The following is a 19,262-nucleotide window of genomic DNA, read 5'->3' as shown; positions in this document are numbered from 1 at the left end:
TATTGGCAGAAAGTCGGTAGTCCGTTGGCATATAGCTTAATGATATTTATGTAACAAATTAAATACCTTTAAAGAATAAGCGAATGCATAAGCCCAGGCCGCTCCGCTCATCAGGATTGGCTGCCTCAATCCCTGTAGTTTCAGCGCAGGTTCAGCCTGGGGGCACGCTGAGCCTTCAAAATAGGCGCCTGTCACGACCCACCTGGCCGCCAACCGAATCGACTACCGAGGTCACTCCATGAAATACCGACTGCCCAGCCTGTTGTTCCTGGCACAGGCCACCACCGCCCTGGCGGCGGAAGTGCCGACCCAGGACGAAAAAGGCTTCTGGTATGCCCAGACGAGCGTCTACACCCGGCATTTTGCGCCGGACAAGGACCACAACAACAACCAGGACCTGATCGGCCTGGAGCGCAATGAAGCGTCAGGCCTGGTGTATGGCGGGGCGACGTTTCGCAACTCGTTCAGCCAGCGTTCGTACTACGCCTATGCCGGCAAACGCTATGACATGCCCGATTACCCGGTGTACTTGAAGCTGACAGGGGGTGTGATCCAGGGCTATCGCGGCAAGTACCGCGACAAGATTCCGCTGAATGGACTGGGGGTAGCGCCGGTGATCATCCCCTCGGTGGGCACCCACTACGGGCCGGTCGCCGCCGAGCTGGTGTTGCTCGGGTTCAATGCGGCGATGGTGACCACGGGCGTTCGTTTCTGATCAAGCCACTGAAGGGCTTCTGTGGCGAGGGAGCTTGCTCCCGCTGGGTCGCGAAGCGGCCCTGAAGTTCATGCGATCTTAAAGATAGAACCCAGCGACTGTTTCGGGGCCGCTGCGCAGCCCAGCGGGAGCAAGCTCCCTCGCCACACGTTACGGGCGGGGTGCGTAGGCAAATACGTCAGCACGCATCTGGTGCGCATCCATGCCGGCCTCGACCAGCGCATCCAGAGTGCCGTAGATCATCGCCGGTGAACCGCTGGCGTAGACATGCACGGCCTTGAGGTCGCTGATGTCTTCGCACACCGCTTCATGCAACAGCCCGCAGCGCCCTTCCCAGCCACACAGGTCGCTGACCACTTTGTGCAGGAACAGGTTGGGCAGTTGCAGCCACTGGTCCCAGTGCTCGATATCGTAGAAGTCTTCCGGTCGACGTACCCCCCAATACAGATGCACCGGGTGCTTGAAGCCACTGGCGCGACAGTGTTCGATCAGGCTATGCATCTGGGCCATGCCGGTGCCGGCGGCGATCAGCACCAGCGGCCCGTCGGGCAGTTCCGCCAGGTGGGTGTCGCCAAACGGCATTTCGATGCGGGCCATCTGGTTGCGCTGCAACTGCTCCAGCAGGCTGCGGGCGCTGTCTTCCCGGGCCAGCACGTGCAATTCCAGCTCGCGCCCGGCGTGGGGCGCCGAGGCCAGGGAGAATGCCGACTTCTCGCCGTTTTCCCGCTCGATCATCAGGTATTGCCCGGCGTGGTAGCGCACCGCCTTGCCGGCCGGAGCCCGCAGGCGCACGCGCCATACGTCACCGCCCACCTCGACGCATTCACTCAGTTGGCAAGACAGTTTGCGCACCGGCAATTCTCCCGGCGCCAGCACGCCATCCCACAACACAATGCAATCTTCCAGCGGTTCGGCAATGCAGGTATAGAACTCGCCATGGTCACGCACCTCACCGGCTTGCTGCACCCGGCCTTCCACCAGCAGCGCCGCGCACACGTGGCACACGCCATTGCGGCAGGCCTGGGGGCAATCGTAGCCCAGGCGGCGCGCGCCCTCGAGGATCCGCTCGCCGGGCGTCAGTTCAAGTACCGCACCGGAAGGCTGCAGGGTTACACGCATCAATCTATTCCTAATTCTTTCCAGAGCGCATCGACACGGGCAGTGACCGCTTCGTCCTTGACGATCACGCGGCCCCATTCGCGGGTGGTTTCACCCGGCCATTTATGGGTGGCGTCCAGGCCCATTTTCGAGCCGAGGCCCGATACCGGGGAAGCAAAGTCGAGGTAGTCGATCGGCGTGTTGTCGATCATCACCGTGTCGCGCTTGGGGTCCATACGCGTGGTGATGGCCCAGATCACGTCGTTCCAGTCCCGGGCGTTGATGTCGTCGTCGGTGACAATAACGAACTTGGTGTACATGAACTGTCGCAAAAACGACCACACACCCAGCATTACCCGCTTGGCGTGGCCGGGGTACGACTTCTTCATCGTCACGATGGCCATGCGATACGAGCAGCCTTCGGGCGGCAGGTAGAAGTCAGTGATTTCCGGAAACTGCTTTTGCAGGATCGGCACAAACACTTCGTTCAACGCCACGCCGAGGATCGCCGGCTCATCCGGCGGGCGGCCGGTGTAGGTGCTGTGGTAGATCGGCTTGATCCGGTGGGTGATGCGCTCGACGGTGAACACCGGGAAGCTGTCGACTTCGTTGTAGTAGCCGGTGTGGTCGCCGTAGGGGCCTTCATCGGCCATCTCGCCCGGGTGAATCACGCCTTCGAGGATGATTTCGGCGGTGGCCGGCACTTGCAGGTCGTTACCGCGGCATTTCACCAGCTCAGTGCGATTGCCGCGCAACAGGCCCGCGAAAGCGTACTCGGACAGGCTGTCGGGCACCGGCGTGACGGCGCCGAGGATGGTCGCCGGGTCGGCGCCCAGGGCCACGGAAACAGGGAATGGCTGGCCGGGGTGCTTTTCGCACCACTCACGGAAATCCAGGGCGCCGCCACGGTGGCTCAGCCAGCGCATGATGACCTTGTTGCGGCCGATCACTTGCTGACGGTAGATGCCGAGGTTCTGGCGGTCCTTGTTCGGGCCCTTGGTGACGGTCAGGCCCCAGGTGATCAGCGGGCCGACATCGCCAGGCCAGCAGGTCTGCACGGGGAGCATGCCGAGGTCGACATCCTCGCCTTCGATCACCACTTCCTGGCAAACCGCGTCTTTCACGACCTTGGGGGCCATGGCGATGATCTTGCGGAAGATGGGCAGCTTCGACCAGGCGTCCTTGAGCCCCTTGGGTGGCTCGGGCTCCTTGAGGAAGGCCAGCAGCTTGCCGATCTCGCGCAGTTCGCTGACCGACTCGGCGCCCATGCCAAACGCCACGCGGTCGGGGGTGCCGAACAGGTTGCCGAGCACCGGGATATCAAAGCCCACCGGGTTTTCGAACAGCAGCGCCGGGCCCTTGTTGCGCAAGGTGCGGTCGCAAATCTCAGTCATCTCCAGGACCGGGGAAATCGGCACCTGGATACGTTTCAACTCTCCGCGCTGCTCAAGTTGCTGCACGAAATCCCGAAGATCCTTGAATTTCATTAACCATGCCACCCGTAAAATAGGCGTACATCCTACCTGCTCTTACGGTCGCTGGCAGCTTATTGAGCAGCATTGCCGACGACACAGACTCAAAGAGCCGATGCCTGGGTTTCATCGCGCAAGGCTTTGAACAAGGGTTCAAGAAACGCCTCGACATACCGCGAACCAACCGCCGAGAGGTGATTGTCGTCGGTGTACAGCGACTGACCGTCCAGTTCCACCCGGCACCAGTCATTCGCACTGCATAACTTGGGCGCCGGATCCATTACCTTTACCCCGGGATCAGCCGCCGCCATGCGCTCGAATACGCTGCTGATATAGGCCTGGCGCTGGAGGTGCTCATCCAGGGGCATGCCTTCTTTGTCGGTGGGCCGGCCGAGCATCGCCAGGCGACTCAGGCGGTAAGGCGGACTGAATTCCTGCAGGGGGACTTCCTTGACCAGCCACACCCGATGACCGCTGGCGCGCAATTGCTGCACAAGGGCGCCCAGACTTTCAGCGAAGCGCCGCTCGGCGAAGGCGCGGTCATAGGTTCCGGTCGCCGGGTCCAGCAACGAAGCCTCGGTATCACCATCGCGCTGCCCATAGACATACAGGCTCCAGCGCGCCACCAGCACCACGTCGCTAAAGGTTTCCTTGCCGAGCAACTGCGTGACCTGCTGGTTAAAGGCCAGGCAGCCCGGAACGCTTTCCTTGCGATTAAACGGCAGGCAACCGGCATAACCTGCCTGCGTGACGCTGACACCGTACTTGCTGGCGCCGTCTCGCAACGCCGGAACCAGCGCCGTGGCATGGCTATCGCCCCAGACCAGCGCGCGCGTCGGCGCGGACTGAGGCCCGAAATGACAAAATCCATGGTGGCGATTTTTCCCACCATCCACCAGGCAGGCCATAAGGTCCGGGCTCCACTCGCGCGCCTGGGCAAATTGCAGCGCCTCGGGCGACAGGCGCCAAGGCAACCCCTTCGTCAAGACCAGGCCTTTGCCGAGCAGTCCCACCCCAAGCAGCGCGATACCCGCCGCCACCAGGATTTGCTTGCGCCCTGCCAACAGCCGACGTTCACGGAACGGCGCCTCGACAAACCGCCAGGACGCATAACCCAGCACCAGGCTCAACACAAACAGTGCACCAAGCTCCCACGGACCCAGCCCGTCGACACTGGCGTACTTGCCAAACACGTACACCGGCCAGTGCCACAGGTACCAGGAGTAGGAGATCAGGCCAATCCCCACCAGCAAGCGGCTACCCAGCAGCTTGCTCATCAGGGTAGTTTGCTGGCCGTTGGCCCAAATCAGGCAGACCACGCCCACCACCGGCAACAGCGCTGCGGCGCCGGGAAACGGCGTGCTCGGGTCATACGCGAAGACCGCCAGCAGGATCAGGCCGAGGCCGGCCAGGCTGACGGCCTGCGCCAACGCCGGGCTGGCGCGGTACTCGCGTACCGGCATTACCGCCAGCATTGCACCCGCCAACAGCTCCCAGGCACGCATCTGCAGCAGGAAAAAGGCTCGTTCCGGAGCGTGGGCCACCGCCCATGTACTCATCCCGAATGACACCAGCAACAACACGAACAGCGCCGTGCGCCAATATTTGAGCCGGCTCGACAGCAGTGTCAGCAGGAGTGGGAAGAGGATGTAGAACTGTTCTTCAACCGACAATGACCAGGTATGCAGCAATGGTTTGATATCGGAGGCCACATCAAAGTAACCGTCCTGACGCATGAAAAACAGGTTGGAGATAAACACCACCTGGTTATGTATCGAGCGCCCCAACTCGCTGTAATCCTTTGGCGCCAGCAGGAACCAGCCCACCACCAGCGCGCCGAGCATCATCACGAACAGTGCCGGCAGGATACGCCGCGCTCGCCTGGCCCAGAAGCTGACAAAACTGAAACGGCCGGCCTCACGCTCGCGCCAGATGATCGAGGTGATCAAGTAGCCGGAGATCACGAAAAACACGTCGACGCCGACAAAGCCGCCGGTAAAGCCCGGTACACCAAAATGAAACAGCACAACAGCGAGCACAGCTATGGCACGCAGGCCGTCAATGTCCCTGCGATAAGCGAGAATGGTCATAAAATCTTGTAATTTGCCTGATCGGATGGACAGCGAGTGTAGTCACACACGCGAATTTGTTTCTAAACAGACACACACTAAAGCCAAAACTCCTTTTCCAGAAACAAAAAAAATGGCGCCCCATGGGGCGCCATCCTTTTTGACCGAAGCGTCGTGTTACTTGCGCTTCATCGACAGGAAGAACTCGTCGTTGGTCTTGGTGGTTTTCAGCTTGTCGATCAGGAACTCGATGGCCGCAACTTCGTCCATCGGGTGCAGCAGCTTGCGCAGGATCCACATGCGCTGCAGTTCGTCATCGGCGGTCAGCAACTCTTCGCGGCGCGTGCCGGAACGGTTGATGTTGATGGCCGGGAACACCCGCTTCTCGGCGATACGACGGTCCAAAGGCAGTTCCATGTTGCCGGTACCTTTGAACTCTTCGTAGATCACTTCATCCATCTTCGAACCGGTTTCAACCAGTGCGGTGGCGATGATGGTCAGCGAGCCGCCTTCTTCGATGTTCCGCGCAGCGCCGAAGAAACGTTTCGGTTTCTCCAGGGCGTGGGCATCGACACCACCGGTAAGCACCTTGCCGGAGCTTGGGATCACGGTGTTGTAGGCACGGGCCAGACGGGTGATGGAGTCGAGCAGGATCACCACGTCTTTCTTGTGTTCGACCAGGCGCTTGGCCTTCTCGATCACCATTTCGGCAACCTGCACGTGGCGGGTTGGCGGCTCATCGAACGTCGAGGCAACCACTTCGCCGCGCACGGTGCGCTGCATTTCGGTTACTTCTTCCGGACGCTCATCGATCAGCAACACGATCAGGTGAACTTCAGGGTTATTACGGGCGATGTTCGCTGCGATGTTCTGCAGCATGATGGTCTTGCCGGCTTTCGGCGGGGCCACGATCAGGCCGCGCTGGCCTTTGCCGATCGGGGCACACAGGTCGATGACACGACCGGTCAAGTCTTCGGTGGAACCGTTGCCGGCTTCCATCTTCATGCGCACGGTCGGGAACAGCGGCGTCAGGTTCTCGAAGAGAATCTTGTTTTTCGCGTTCTCGGGACGATCGTAGTTGATCGTGTCGACCTTGAGCAGGGCGAAATAACGCTCGCCTTCCTTTGGAGGGCGGATCTTGCCAACGATGGTGTCACCGGTGCGCAAGTTGAAGCGACGGATCTGGCTCGGCGAGACGTAGATATCGTCTGGGCCGGCGAGATAGGAAGCGTCTGCAGAGCGGAGGAAGCCGAAGCCGTCCTGGAGAATCTCCAGCACGCCATCACCGGAGATTTCCTCGCCGCTTTTCGCGTGCTTTTTCAGCAGGGAGAAAATCACGTCCTGCTTGCGCGAACGGGCCATATTTTCTATGCCCATCTGTTCGGCCAATTCGAGCAGTTCGGTAATCGGCTTTTGCTTGAGTTCAGTCAGATTCATATAGGAATGACGTAATCATTTATGGAGGGGGGGAAATTAAGCTTTTGGCTTAATGAGGCCGCGCCGCAGAGAAGGCGACAGGATCGCGTACTAATCGAAAAGGAGAGCGTCGGCGACGGCTTGCAGGGGGCAGTGGAGAAACCAGTGCGGGGCCGAATGTACCACCTGAGTTTCAGAGCGTCTAGCCCTGTTTCACGAAAAAGCCCCGCAAATTGCGGGGCTTTTTGAGGACGCTTAGATATTGGCGTCGAGGAAAGCTTGCAGCTGGGACTTCGACAGCGCGCCGACCTTGGTGGCCTCGACGTTGCCGTTCTTGAACAGCATCAGGGTCGGGATACCACGCACGCCGTGCTTGGCCGGAGTTTCCTGGTTGTCATCGATGTTCAGCTTGGCAATGGTCAACTTGCCTTCGTAAGTGGTGGCAATGTCGTCCAGGACCGGAGCGATCATTTTGCAAGGACCGCACCACTCAGCCCAGTAGTCAACCAGCACCGGGCCCTGGGCCTTCAGTACTTCGGCCTCGAAGGTCGCGTCGGTGACGTGCTTGATAAGATCGTTGCTCATGGATGTCTCCGGGTTGTAAGCAAAAAAAACGTTGCCCATCATAGCCGCCCTTCCCGCGTTCAGGAAGCTGCAGCTGATTGACTCTTCCTATGATGGCGCATGAGTTTGGGTATAGCCCAACTCATGGGGTTACGGGAGTGATGAAGGCAATCCCTGTACGCAACGCCGCGTTACGCACATGTTCCTGCATGCTTTTCTGCGCCGCCCCGCTGGCGCGTCGGGCCAGGGCACGGAGGACCTTGCGGTGCTCCTGCCAGGTCTCCATGGCCCGCTCCGGCCGGATGAACGGTAGTTTCTGGCTCTCCAGGAACACCTCGGCACTGGCGCTGAGGATGCTCACCATCGCCTGATTGCCGCTGGCCAGCAGGATGCGCCGGTGGAATTCGAAGTCCAGCCGGGCGGCTGCCTCGAAATCACCGGCCTTCAGCTCCTTGCGCATCGCCTCGACGTTATCTTCCAGGATGTCCAACTCCCCGGTGGTCAGCGTCACCGCCGCCAGCCCCGCCGCAAAACCTTCCAGGGCGTAGCGCAGTTGAAAGATATCCAGCGGCGTCGCCTGTGCCGTAAACGGCCAGGCCAACCCCGGCAGCTCTTCGGCCGCTTGCACGAACACGCCCTTGCCCGGCTGCACACTTACCACGCCCAAGGCACTGAGGGACGACAAGGCTTCACGCAAAGAGGCCCGGCTCACGCCCAATTGCAGCGCCAGGTCGCGCTGGGAGGGCAACGCATCACCCGGCCCGAAGCCCTCGTCAGCGATCAATTTGCGGATGGCCTGTAGCGCCACTTCCGGTACGGCTTGGGCGATGGAATTCATAAGAAACTCAGGTTTCCAGTCAACTGAGCGACTAGTTGTAAAGCTATTCGCAGCGCCCGGCAAGCCACGCCCCAAAGGGGCTCGCGCGGTTTTGACGGCGCTCGAAAAGGGTGCAGAAAACCCATTAACTGTTCAGACCAGTAAGACCGCCAAGACTCAACAGCCACCGGCTCTGGCGCGAAATACGGCGGTGCTGGCATGGGCTGTGCACTGGCAAAAACCGGAAAATCCTTTCGTCCTTTTCGGAGAGTCGCCATGACCAAGCGTTGCAGCGCCCTGCTCACTGCCCTGTTTGCCAGCCTGATGCTGAGCCAGGCGCCCGCCCAGGCCAACGGTCTGGACGATATCGTCGCCCGTGGCACCCTCAAGGTGGCCGTGCCCCAGGATTTCCCGCCGTTCGGCTCGGTCGGCCCGGACATGAAGCCCCGCGGCCTGGACATCGACACCGCAAAGCTTTTGGCCGACCAGCTCAAGGTCAAGCTTGAACTGACCCCAGTCAACAGCACCAACCGCATCCCGTTCCTCACCACCGGCAAGGTCGACCTGGTGATTTCCAGCCTGGGCAAGAACGCCGAGCGCGAGAAGGTCATCGACTTCTCCAAGGCCTACGCGCCCTTCTACCTCGCCGTATTCGGCCCTCCCGATGCGCCGATCAGCACCGTTGACGACCTCAAGGGCAAAACCATCAGCGTGACCCGTGGCGCCATCGAAGACATCGAGCTGACCGCCGTGGCGCCTAAAGAGGCGACGATCAAGCGCTTTGAAGACAACAACTCGACCATCGCCGCCTACCTCGCCGGCCAGGTGGACCTGATCGCCAGCGGCAACGTGGTGATGGTGGCCATCAGCGAACGCAACCCCAAGCGCGTGCCGGCACTGAAAGTGAAGCTCAAGGACTCGCCGGTGTACGTGGGCGTGAACAAGAACGAGCCGGCGCTGCTGGACAAGGTGAACCAGATCCTGGTCGCGGCCAAGGCCGACGGCAGCCTGGAAAAGAATGCATTGCAGTGGCTCAAAGAGCCGCTGCCGGCTGATCTCTGAGCGCGGTAACGAGGGTTAGCCTATGGCCTATCAATTCGACTTTGTGCCGGTCCTGGCCAATACCGATCTGCTGCTGCGCGGCGCGCTGTTCACACTTGAACTGACCGCCATCGGTGCAGTACTGGGCGTGGCGCTGGGAATCGTCGGCGCCGTGGTGCGGGCGTGGAAGATTCAGCCGTTCAGTTGGATCTTCGGCGTGTACGTCGAGTTGATCCGCAACACGCCGTTCCTGGTGCAGTTGTTTTTCATCTTCTTCGGCCTGCCGTCCCTCGGCCTGAAAATCACCGAATGGCAGGCGGCAGTGCTGGCGATGGTGATCAACCTGGGGGCGTACTCCACCGAGATCATCCGCGCCGGGATCCAGGCGATCCCCCGCGGGCAACTGGAAGCGGCGGCCGCGCTGGCGATGACACGTTTCGAGGCGTTCCGCCATGTGGTGTTGCTGCCCGCGCTGGGCAAGGTCTGGCCGGCCCTGAGCAGCCAGATCATCATCGTGATGCTCGGCTCGGCGGTCTGCTCGCAGATCGCCACCGAGGAACTGAGCTTTGCCGCCAACTTTATCCAGTCGCGCAACTTCCGCGCCTTTGAAACCTATGCGCTGACGACCCTGGTCTACCTGTGCATGGCGCTGATGATCCGCCAATTGCTGAACTGGATCGGCCGGCGCTATGTCATGAGGAACGCCCGATGAGTGATTTTTCGTTCTGGGACATCGTGCGCAACCTGCTCACCGGTTTGCAGTGGACCTTGCTGCTGTCGCTGGTGGCGTTTATCGGCGGCGGCGTGATCGGCTTGCTGGTGATGACTATGCGCATCAGCACCAAGGCGTTCCCGCGCAATGTCGCCCGCACCTATATCGAGCTGTTCCAGGGCACGCCGCTGTTGATGCAACTGTTCCTGGTGTTCTTCGGCATCGCCTTGCTCGGCGTGGACATTTCGCCCTGGCTGGCGGCGGCGATTGCCTTGACCCTGTTCACCAGCGCCTACCTGGCCGAAATCTGGCGTGGCTGCGTCGACTCCATCGCCCACGGCCAATGGGAGGCGTCCGCGAGCCTGGCCCTGAACCCGCTGGAGCAATTGCGCTACGTGATCCTGCCCCAGGCCCTGCGCATTGCCGTGGCGCCAACCGTGGGTTTCTCGGTGCAAGTGGTCAAGGGCACCGCCGTGACCTCGATCATCGGCTTCACCGAGCTGACCAAGACCGGCGGCATGCTCGCCAACGCTACCTTCGAACCCTTCATGGTCTATGGCCTGGTGGCGCTGGGTTACTTCCTGCTCTGCTACCCCTTGTCCCTCAGTGCGCGCTACCTGGAAAGGAGACTGCATGCCTCTGCTTAGAATTTCCGCCCTGCATAAGTATTACGGCGATCACCACGTCCTCAAGGGCATCGACCTGAGTGTCGAAGAAGGCCAGGTGGTGGCAATCATCGGTCGTAGCGGCTCGGGCAAATCCACCCTGCTGCGCACCCTCAATGGCCTGGAGTCGATCAACGACGGCGTGATCGAAGTCGACGGCGAATACCTCGACGCCGCCCGCGCCGACCTGCGCACCCTGCGGCAGAAAGTCGGCATGGTGTTCCAGCAGTTCAACCTGTTCCCACACCTGACGGTGGGCGAAAACGTCATGCTTGCGCCGCAAGTGGTGCAGAAAGTGCCGAAAGCCAAGGCCGCACAATTGGCGCGACAGATGCTTGAGCGCGTTGGGCTGGGGGAGAAGTTCGACGCGTTCCCCGATCGTTTGTCCGGCGGCCAGCAGCAGCGGGTAGCAATCGCCCGGGCTCTGGCGATGTCGCCCAAAGTGCTGCTGTGCGATGAAATCACCTCGGCCCTGGACCCGGAGCTGGTCAACGAAGTGCTCAGCGTAGTGCGCCAACTGGCCAAGGATGGCATGACACTGATCATGGTCACCCATGAGATGCGTTTTGCCCGGGAAGTGGGTGACAAGCTGGTGTTCATGCACCAGGGCAAGGTGCATGAAGTGGGCGACCCGAAAATCCTGTTTGCCAATCCGCAGACCGCCGAGCTGGCCAACTTCATCGGTTCGGTGGAGCGCACGGACTGAGGCATCAGGCCCCGGGCGCCCACTCAAAACCGCCCTGCCCCTCAAATGTCGTTTCATCCCTGACGGCCAGCAAAGCCGCAGGCAGGAAGGTCTCGACGTTGACCAGGGCGGTGAAGCGGCGCCCATGCACCGGCATACCCGCTACGTGTGCAACAAGCCTATGGCCCGGCAGCAATCGTCCGGTCGCCGGCTCTTCAGACAGGTGCGACATTACCAGCTCAACGGATTTTCCATCGATTTGAGCGGACTGCAGGCTCAGGGTGAAATGCCCCTGTCGCCCAAACCGAAAGCCCTCCAGGCCTGCGGGTACGCCCGTAAAGCGCAGCGCCATGGATACAGGCGCCTCACAGGCCATGTTCAGGCGAAGCGTGCGCTTGCCCAGCGCGATCTGTGGGTCGCCCCGCTCGGCCTGGCGAACCAGACCGTAATCAACCCGGGGCTGGCTCAAGGACACCTGGCAGTTATCTGCCCGCGCCTCATTGGCCAACACCACGACAAACAGCAGCAGGTAAAGGATAAGCCCATGACGCAGGCGTCCACCGTCAAAAGGCCCCACCGGCTCAGAGGGTACGGCAGAGCGCCGAACCTGTTTCATAGAATTTGTCGTCATTGGATTCTGGCTCAAGGTTCAGTTGCAACAAGCAGGTGCTTGAATCTGGCAAGGAGATGTTCAGCGCTCGCGACTCATCCAGGCTGTTAAGGAAGACCATGCCCTCGCCCACGACGCTGGTCAGGAAAGCATTGTTGCTGTCGAAAACCGAGGCTCCCTGGGGCAAGGGTTGGCCCTGCGCGTCACGGACCTCAAGCAATACACGGCGCACTTTCACTACTTCGAAATCGATCGTGTTGAAAGAACCGCGTCCGGCCGCAAGGACCTTGGTGCCGTTTTTCAGGTCGATGCGCTTGGGCAGGGATTGGGTTTGCACCTCGACATTGCTGCTGCGGTAGGCAGGCAGGCTGGCGATCACCGCCTGCCCGCGGTAGTCAGTCCAGACCGGCCCCTGCGGCGTCGAAACCTTGGCTGCCCCGACATTACCCACCGAGACAATTCCAAAGGTGTCCTGGACGGCATAGGGCGAGAACGTCATGCCTCTGTCGTGGACCACCACGCCGCCCTGCAATTGGCCGGTATACCCGGTGCTCAATGAATCATGTCGCACACCCAACCCTATCTGGGTGTAACGCGGCATGGCATTCACGCGGGCGTGAACAGCCTGTGTACGGCTCGCCTGCTCACGCGCAACCCCCACTTCATAGTTCACATAGTCGTTGACCCGATCGCTGAAGGCGGTCCCAAGATCGAACCTGTCGCCCCGCCGACTGGCATACGAGGTGACGCGGCGATCCCCACCGAACGGCACGGTGACCTGCAACCGAAGCGAAAGCCCCTTATCCGACACATCGCTGCGCTCGTCTCGAACGGTGTTCTTGACCTTGCGCGGTCGAGAGCCGCCCACCCGGGAATCCGCAATCAAAGCCACCTGGGTGCCATTGAACTGCTGGTTCCATGAGGCAAAGACGTGTTCGGCGGAGCGATCATCAAATTGCGAGCTGCGGGAATAACTGACGGAAAAGCCTCCCAGGGACGGGTCGACCCAACTCAAACCTACCGTGTATTGGTCCTTGAAGCGGGCATCCCGCTGGTCACGCCGCGTCGACTGCCCCACTTCCAGTACTTCGCGATAATCCCGCGTCTGGGTAGTGGCACTCGACGTCATTTCAATGCCGGCGAACAGCGGACTTCCCACGGTGACGGAGCTGCGAGCCCCGGTAACTTCGTCCCGGCCATCGCGAGACAGGTTCTGGCGCACGCCAACCGAAAGGTGCTGGAAAAAAACACTGCTCCACACGCCACCCGCCGCCTGGTATTCGTCGGTACTCAACAGGCCGAATCCCAGTGACGAGTTGCGCCCCAATCCCCAGGTCCCACTGCCCATCGCCACGACCGGAGGCTCCCCGGCACCCGGATTTGCCCCGCGCACCTTGCCCAGGGAGAAGTAATAACCGGGCTCTATCGGTACCGCCCCCGCAAAGGACGCGGCAGGGACGGTGAACCCATGCCTGCCACCACGAGTGCCAATGACACTGACCTCAAGATCGCTGGTGCCATTGAGTATGGGTAATCCGGTCAACGTGAACGGGCCTTCCGGTACCAGTGTGGTATGGATCAACACCCCGGCCTGGCGCACCTCGACCCGGGATGGGCTCTGGGCCAAACCTTCGACCACCACGCTGCTGCCACCCGGACTGCGCGATTGGCCATCCGGCGAGAGCTGGAAACCCGACAGCTGTAACCCACCGAACACCGGGTTGTTGCTGGAAATCTGCCCGACCTGGAAGGTCGACTTCAGGGGCGCGAAATCGCGTTGGGCGTAGGCATTCACATGCTCGCTGCTGCGCTTGCCGTTATCGGAGACAAAGAATTGGCGGCTTCGGACGATCCAGTTGCCGATATTGAATCCCGCCTCGGTGTAGGCCGAAACCGAGCGGGAAGAGCCGCTGTTGAAGCGCTCTTCGAATCCCTGCACATCGTAATTGAACAAGGCTGCCATACCGCCCTGGGAGAAACTGCCGACATCCCATTCGGCCTCGCGCATTGACTGAGTAGGCACCACCAGCGATACCTCATCGCTGCCGGGGCGCAACTTGACGATGGTCGCGGGGTAAGCACCGAGAAAGTCATGACACGCCTGATCGGGCGCGATACCCGGCCGAATAATCGCGGCTGGCAACCGCAACCCGGCCTTGTCCAGCAGGACCGGGGTAAAACACAACTGCCCCTGGTAGTCGAAGCGTGCCTCCACCAGGCCCAATGAGGTGCCGTTGACCTGCAGCCCCACCACGTGCACGCCCTCGCGGAATCGCGCAGCACTGCGAAAATAATGGGCAACCTTCGGGTCGATCCCGTTCGCCGACAAGACCGCCAGATCAAAACCCGATCCGAGCTCCAGCGCGCAGGCGGGAAGGCTCCACAGCGTTGCCAGGCCGATACAAGTCCGGGAAACCGAGATTCGAATGGGTCGTACAGAGAGGCTCCAATCGTTTGCATGGGTAGCATTTCTCATAGACCGCTCAACCCGCCTCGACAACAACGGAGGCTTCGTAGGCGGTTGCCGAATACCCGTAGACCGTCGCCGGTTGAATCTCGACACCGCTCACCTGGGCCACCGCCTCTTCGATGCGGGTCGATAACATTTCGCCAGGCAGGATATAGGTGCGCGGCAATATCGCCGGGTGCCTCGACGGCAGCAGGTGTACCTCCAGCCCCATCCGGACCACGTAGGCACTGTCGTTATGAACCGTCAGCCGATTTCCCCGCAGCTTCCACTTCAGCAACTTCCATGGCTCCTGATGCCGCGGCAAGCCCTGGGGATGCAGGATCAGCGGTAAGTCCTGTCGAATGGTCACTCCAATGGTCGAGCGCCCTTCGGCGCGCGCCTGCGGAATACCTTCAAAGGTGACACGCTTCAATCGCTGGGTCTTGAGCGGCTGCTTCAAGGTACTGATAAACCGCACAAGTTGTGTTTCGCCCGGTTCGACACGGGCGATAGGAGGCGTAACGATCAAGAGTGTCTCCGGATCTTCCGGGACGTTTTGAATGACTGTGTGAAGTAAAGCAGGGCCAGCGTCCGTATTTTTTACGTTGATCGTCGCTTCACCGTTCTCTTCATAAAGAATAACAACGGATGTTTCCGGCTCCATCCCATCCGCTCTTACACTGCCAGAAACTAAAAAATAAAGATTCGCACACCAGAACAGAGCATTAACTGTATTTAAAAGACGACTCATCGAACTCTACCCGCAACCAGATAACGCACCGTTGACAATCACGAAATACCTATACGCATATAAAGAGCCAGCACGAAGCCACGGTGCGCGACCGCCTGCTAAATGCTGGCCATGTTTATAGAGTTAGATTCGAGTTACTACCAAAGTAGCAGCTCCATTCAATTGAATATCCCTGCTGAGATCCAGTGCATCGCCGCGATTGATCACAGCCTTGACTACGAGAGTGCCGGTAACGGAAGAGACCGCGGCTGGAGTTGTGTTGTTATTACGGCTCCAGGAGTGCTGGTAAGGAGATTTTTCGACCTTGCCGTCACTGGTGCTCCAGGCACCGCCGGAGCTTGTCCTTCTAAGCGGGTACAGCGTAGCGCCGACAGTGGTCAAGGTGGCGAGCCTGATCGAATAGCCACCGGTATTCCTGGTTCCGACCGCGCCAAGACCAAAGTTGTGGTTGTCGGTGAAGCCGGTTCCCAGGATCCCCCTTACGACACTGTTTGTTTGTGAGTCAGTAACGGACAGTGCCATCTGGGCAGCCGCCGCACCACAGTTGACGTTTAACGGCAGCGACTTTTCCGGCAGAGGATAGAAAGAGGTCAGCGGAATGCTCGACGCATTGATCGTACCGTAATCAACGGTGCCGCCTGTGGCGCCGAGGTTTACCGTGCATGCAGCTGGTTTAATGGTTCCGGTGACTCTCAGGTTCCCGGCACCACTTGTATTTGCTTGAGCACCCATGCTTACCGCCAGGCCAACGACCACTATTGCCAAACCAAATGTTCTGTTCATGTTCATCCTGTCACTGAAGTTCTCAGGTGCATGTGGTTCGCCGGGCTATTCCATGCCCAACTGCTATCAACCTTGATAGGCAAACTACAAATAGTTAACACCACGGCTTAATTGCCAAGTGACAGTCTCTCTCGTAAACACCCGAAGAAAGAATGAGACGACGCCTGAACTAGTGTCAGAGCGGTAAAAAAACAATGTCCCCTTAGATCATCCTTGCAGTAGTCCTGACTTAATTATCGACTGGAACAAATAACCCAGCCATGTAGGCATATTCAGGAAGCCTATTAAAGCTGGAGATTTCCGTTACTCCACTTGCCCGACGGAACAATCGCCAGGCGCATCAAGAATCGCCCTACATATCCTGCAGATTTTCCTCCAAGACACCGATGAGCGAATTCCGGAAGCACTACGCGTTGGCGTCAGCGGTTGATCGTGGCACGATGGCGAGGTTATCGACCGAGACCCCTTAACCATGCCGCAATCCCAAGCCAAGAATCTGTCCCTGATCGCCGCCATCGACCTGGGCTCCAACAGCTTTCACATGGTCGTGGCCAAGGCCCAGAACGGCGAAATCCGCATCCTTGAGCGGCTCGGCGAGAAAGTGCAGCTGGCTGCCGGGATCGACGACGAGCGTCAGCTCAATGAAGAATCCATGCAGCGCGGGCTCGATTGCCTGAAGCGCTTTGCCCAACTGATCAACGGCATGCCCCCGGGCGCCGTGCGGATCGTCGGCACCAACGCCCTGCGCGAAGCCCGCAACCGGGGCGAGTTCATCCGCCGCGCCGAGGAGATCCTCGGGCACCCGGTAGAGGTCATCTCCGGCCGCGAGGAAGCACGCCTGATCTACCTCGGCGTGTCCCACACCCTGGCCGACACTCCGGGCAAGCGCCTGGTGGCCGACATCGGCGGTGGCAGTACCGAATTCATTATTGGCCAGCGCTTCGAGCCGCTGCTGCGCGAAAGCCTGCAAATGGGCTGCGTCAGCTACACCCAGCGCTATTTCAAGGACGGCAAGATCACCCCGGCCCGCTACGCCCAGGCTTATACGGCGGCGCGGCTGGAGATCATGAGCATCGAGCACGCCCTGCACCGCCTGACCTGGGATGAGGCCATCGGTTCGTCCGGCACCATCCGCGCCATCGGCCTGGCCCTCAAGGCCGGCGGCCATGGCACTGGCGAGGTCAACGCCGAAGGCCTGGCCTGGCTCAAGCGCAAGCTGTTCAAGCTGGGGGATGCCGAGAAGATCGACTTCGAAGGCATCAAGCCTGATCGCCGCACCATTTTCCCGGCGGGCCTGGCGATTCTCGAAGCGATTTTCGACGCCCTTGAACTGCAACGCATGGACCACTGCGATGGCGCCCTGCGTGAAGGGGTGCTCTACGACCTGCTGGGCCGTCATCATCATGAAGACGTCCGTGAGCGCACCCTCAGCTCGTTGATGGAGCGTTACCACGTCGACCTGGAACAGGCGGCGCGGGTTGAACGCAAGGCGCTGCATGCTTTCGACCAGGTCGCAGCGGATTGGGACCTGGAAGACGGCGTGTGGCGTGAACTGCTGGGCTGGGCGGCCAAGGTCCATGAAGTGGGGCTGGACATCGCCCACTACCATTACCACAAGCACGGCGCCTACCTGATCGAGCACTCGGACCTGGCGGGTTTCTCCCGTGAAGACCAGCAGATGCTCGCGCTGCTGGTACGCGGCCACCGCCGCAACATCCCCCGGGACAAGTTTGCCGAGTTCGGTGCCGAGGGCATCAAGCTGATTCGCCTGTGCGCGCTGCTGCGGTTTGCGATCCTGTTCCACCACATCCGTGGTACCCAGGAAATGCCGCAAGTGGTCCTGCGGGCCAATGCCGACAGTCTGGACGTGGTATTCCCGAAGAACTGGCTGGATGAAAACCAGCTGACCCAGGCGGATTTCGCCCAGGAAGCCGAGTGGCTGACGCGGGTTGGGTTCACGCTGAACGTGCGCTGATATGAGTGAGTGACGCGGAGCGTCACAGGATGTATTCCCACGCAGAGCGTGGGAACAATCCAACGCCACAAAACAAATGTGGGAGCGGGCTTGCTCGCGAAGGCGGAGTGTCAGTCAACAGATTCATCGACTGATCCACCGCTTTCGCGAGCAAGCCCGCTCCCACATTTTTGACCGCGTCGGTTTTTAGTTCACCGTCAGAATCGGGCTGCCCAGCTTCTCCAGCAACGTCGCCTGGGCGCTGCGCGGGTTCTGGTTGCCGGTCGGGGTGTTGCGCACGTAGCGCCCGTCCGACTGCAGGCTCCAGCTGTGGGTGTTATCGGTGAGATAACTTTCCAGCTCCTTCTTGACCCGCATGATCAGTTTCTTGCCTTCCACCGGGAAGCAGGTCTCCACACGCTTGTCGAGGTTGCGCTCCATCCAGTCGGCACTGGAGAGGAACATCTGCTCCTCGCCGCCATTGAGGAAGTAGAACACCCGCGTGTGCTCCAGGAAGCGCCCGATGATCGAACGCACGTGGATGTTATGGGATACCCCGGCGATGCCCGGCCGCAGGCAGCACATGCCACGCACCACCAAATCGATACGCACACCCGACTGGCTGGCCTTGTACAGCGCGCGGATGATCTTCGGATCGGTCAGCGAGTTGAACTTGGCGATGATGTGCGCCGGCTTGCCTTCGAGGGCGAACTGGGTCTCGCGGGCAATCATGTCGAGCATGCCCTTCTTCAGGGTGAACGGCGCGTGCAGCAGTTTCTTCATGCGCAAGGTCTTGCCCATGCCGATCAACTGGCTGAACAGCTTGCCGACGTCTTCACACAAGGCATCGTCGGAGGTCAGGAGGCTGTAGTCGGTGTAGAGCTTGGCGTTGCCGGCGTGGTAGTTGCCGGTGCCCAAGTGGGCGTAGCGCACGATCTCACCGGCTTCGCGGCGCAGGATCAGCATCATCTTGGCGTGGGTCTTGAAGCCGACCACGCCGTAGATCACCACCGCACCGGCGGCTTGCAGACGGCTGGCCAGTTGCAGGTTGGACTCTTCGTCGAACCGCGCCCGCAGTTCGATCACCGCCGTCACTTCCTTGCCGTTACGCGCGGCATCCACCAGCGCATCGACGATTTCGGAGTTGGCGCCGGAGCGGTACAGGGTTTGGCGCACAGCCAGCACGTGCGGGTCCTTGGCGGCCTGGCGCAGCAGGTCGACCACCGGGGTGAAGGACTCGAACGGGTGCAGCAGCAGAATGTCCTGCTTGCTCACCACACTGAAGATGTTCTCGCTGTTTTGCAGCAGTTTCGGGATCTGCGGGGTGAACGGCGTGTATTGCAGCTCCGGGTGGCTGTCCAGACCAGTAATGCTGAACAGGCGCGTCAGGTTCACCGGGCCATTGACCTGGTACAGCTCGGTCTCGCTCAGGTTGAACTGCTTGAGCAGGTAGTCGGACAG

At 60.3% G+C, this 19,262-nt stretch carries 17 protein-coding genes; 6 read left to right on the top strand and 11 right to left on the bottom strand.

Features of this window, described 5'->3' with window-relative positions:
* Positions 1–238 precede the first annotated feature (238 nt).
* Complete coding sequence (locus HX873_RS10830) at positions 239–715, top strand: hypothetical protein (protein WP_003213979.1); 477 nt, start codon at positions 239–241, stop codon at positions 713–715.
* A 150-nt stretch (positions 716–865) separates the two neighbouring features.
* Here HX873_RS10830 and HX873_RS10825 read toward each other — a convergent pair whose 3' ends face one another.
* The 6 genes from HX873_RS10825 to HX873_RS10800 all read right to left on the bottom strand — a co-directional run bounded on the left by HX873_RS10825 (position 866) and on the right by HX873_RS10800 (position 8,172).
* Complete coding sequence (locus tag HX873_RS10825; RefSeq protein WP_003213981.1) at positions 866–1,834, bottom strand: CDP-6-deoxy-delta-3,4-glucoseen reductase; 969 nt, start codon at positions 1,832–1,834, stop codon at positions 866–868.
* On the bottom strand, positions 1,834–3,300 hold the full coding sequence (gene ubiD, locus HX873_RS10820) for a 4-hydroxy-3-polyprenylbenzoate decarboxylase (protein ID WP_008438879.1): 1,467 nt from the start codon (positions 3,298–3,300) through the stop codon (positions 1,834–1,836). The genes HX873_RS10825 and ubiD overlap by 1 nt, the downstream gene beginning before the upstream one ends.
* Before the next feature lie 89 nt (positions 3,301–3,389).
* Positions 3,390–5,375 carry an acyltransferase family protein gene (locus tag HX873_RS10815; RefSeq protein ID WP_102604079.1) on the bottom strand — a complete coding sequence of 662 codons (1,986 nt, stop codon included), beginning with the start codon at positions 5,373–5,375 and terminating at the stop codon, positions 3,390–3,392.
* Between the two features lie 156 nt (positions 5,376–5,531).
* Positions 5,532–6,791, bottom strand: a complete 1,260-nt coding sequence (gene rho, locus HX873_RS10810) for a transcription termination factor Rho (protein ID WP_008438874.1) — start codon at positions 6,789–6,791, stop codon at positions 5,532–5,534.
* Between the two features lie 234 nt (positions 6,792–7,025).
* Entirely contained in the window at positions 7,026–7,355 is a 330-nt protein-coding gene (gene trxA / locus HX873_RS10805; RefSeq protein WP_003213989.1) for a thioredoxin TrxA, read from the bottom strand.
* Between the two features lie 121 nt (positions 7,356–7,476).
* Positions 7,477–8,172, bottom strand: coding sequence for a FadR/GntR family transcriptional regulator (locus HX873_RS10800; RefSeq protein ID WP_003213991.1), 696 nt, complete (start codon positions 8,170–8,172; stop codon positions 7,477–7,479).
* A 255-nt stretch (positions 8,173–8,427) separates the two neighbouring features.
* On the opposite strand from HX873_RS10800, the gene HX873_RS10795 reads away from it, so the two are divergent.
* The 4 genes from HX873_RS10795 to HX873_RS10780 are packed head-to-tail and all read left to right on the top strand — an operon-like array spanning position 8,428 to position 11,275.
* Positions 8,428–9,213, top strand: a complete 786-nt coding sequence (locus HX873_RS10795; protein WP_003213993.1) for a transporter substrate-binding domain-containing protein — start codon at positions 8,428–8,430, stop codon at positions 9,211–9,213.
* Positions 9,214–9,235: 22 nt separating this feature from the next.
* The gene (locus HX873_RS10790; RefSeq protein WP_003213995.1) at positions 9,236–9,904 is read left to right on the top strand and encodes an amino acid ABC transporter permease; all 669 of its coding nucleotides are present in this window, start codon (positions 9,236–9,238) and stop codon (positions 9,902–9,904) included.
* Positions 9,901–10,551, top strand: coding sequence for an amino acid ABC transporter permease (locus HX873_RS10785; protein ID WP_003213996.1), 651 nt, complete (start codon positions 9,901–9,903; stop codon positions 10,549–10,551). Before HX873_RS10790 ends, HX873_RS10785 begins: the two co-directional genes overlap by 4 nt.
* Entirely contained in the window at positions 10,538–11,275 is a 738-nt protein-coding gene (locus HX873_RS10780; RefSeq protein ID WP_003213999.1) for an amino acid ABC transporter ATP-binding protein, read from the top strand. The genes HX873_RS10785 and HX873_RS10780 overlap by 14 nt, the downstream gene beginning before the upstream one ends.
* 4 nt (positions 11,276–11,279) lie before the next feature.
* On the opposite strand, the gene HX873_RS10775 is transcribed toward HX873_RS10780, so the two are convergent.
* The 4 genes from HX873_RS10775 to HX873_RS10760 all read right to left on the bottom strand — a co-directional run bounded on the left by HX873_RS10775 (position 11,280) and on the right by HX873_RS10760 (position 15,847).
* On the bottom strand, positions 11,280–11,870 hold the full coding sequence (locus HX873_RS10775; RefSeq protein ID WP_177122661.1) for a hypothetical protein: 591 nt from the start codon (positions 11,868–11,870) through the stop codon (positions 11,280–11,282).
* Complete coding sequence (locus HX873_RS10770) at positions 11,836–14,340, bottom strand: fimbria/pilus outer membrane usher protein (protein ID WP_256349625.1); 2,505 nt, start codon at positions 14,338–14,340, stop codon at positions 11,836–11,838. The genes HX873_RS10775 and HX873_RS10770 overlap by 35 nt, the downstream gene beginning before the upstream one ends.
* Positions 14,341–14,347: 7 nt before the next feature.
* Positions 14,348–15,064: a fimbria/pilus chaperone family protein gene (locus HX873_RS10765; protein ID WP_218170309.1), complete on the bottom strand. Its 717-nt coding sequence runs from the start codon at positions 15,062–15,064 to the stop codon at positions 14,348–14,350.
* A gap of 123 nt (positions 15,065–15,187) precedes the next feature.
* On the bottom strand, positions 15,188–15,847 hold the full coding sequence (locus tag HX873_RS10760) for a DUF1120 domain-containing protein (protein WP_102604076.1): 660 nt from the start codon (positions 15,845–15,847) through the stop codon (positions 15,188–15,190).
* Between the two features lie 472 nt (positions 15,848–16,319).
* On the opposite strand from HX873_RS10760, the gene ppx reads away from it, so the two are divergent.
* Positions 16,320–17,822 (top strand): exopolyphosphatase, encoded by a 1,503-nt coding sequence (gene ppx, locus HX873_RS10755; protein ID WP_003214007.1) that lies wholly within the window; start codon positions 16,320–16,322, stop codon positions 17,820–17,822.
* A gap of 186 nt (positions 17,823–18,008) precedes the next feature.
* On the opposite strand, the gene ppk1 is transcribed toward ppx, so the two are convergent.
* The coding region (gene ppk1 / locus HX873_RS10750; RefSeq protein ID WP_177122659.1) for a polyphosphate kinase 1 at positions 18,009–19,262 on the bottom strand (1,254 nt) is incomplete at its 5' end.

It is taken from the genome of Pseudomonas sp. P7758, assembly GCF_013386485.1.
In the GTDB taxonomy this organism is placed as follows: Bacteria; Pseudomonadota; Gammaproteobacteria; order Pseudomonadales; family Pseudomonadaceae; genus Aquipseudomonas.
Note: the sequence above shows the minus strand (reverse complement) of the source record. Positions and strands in the feature narration are given on the sequence as shown.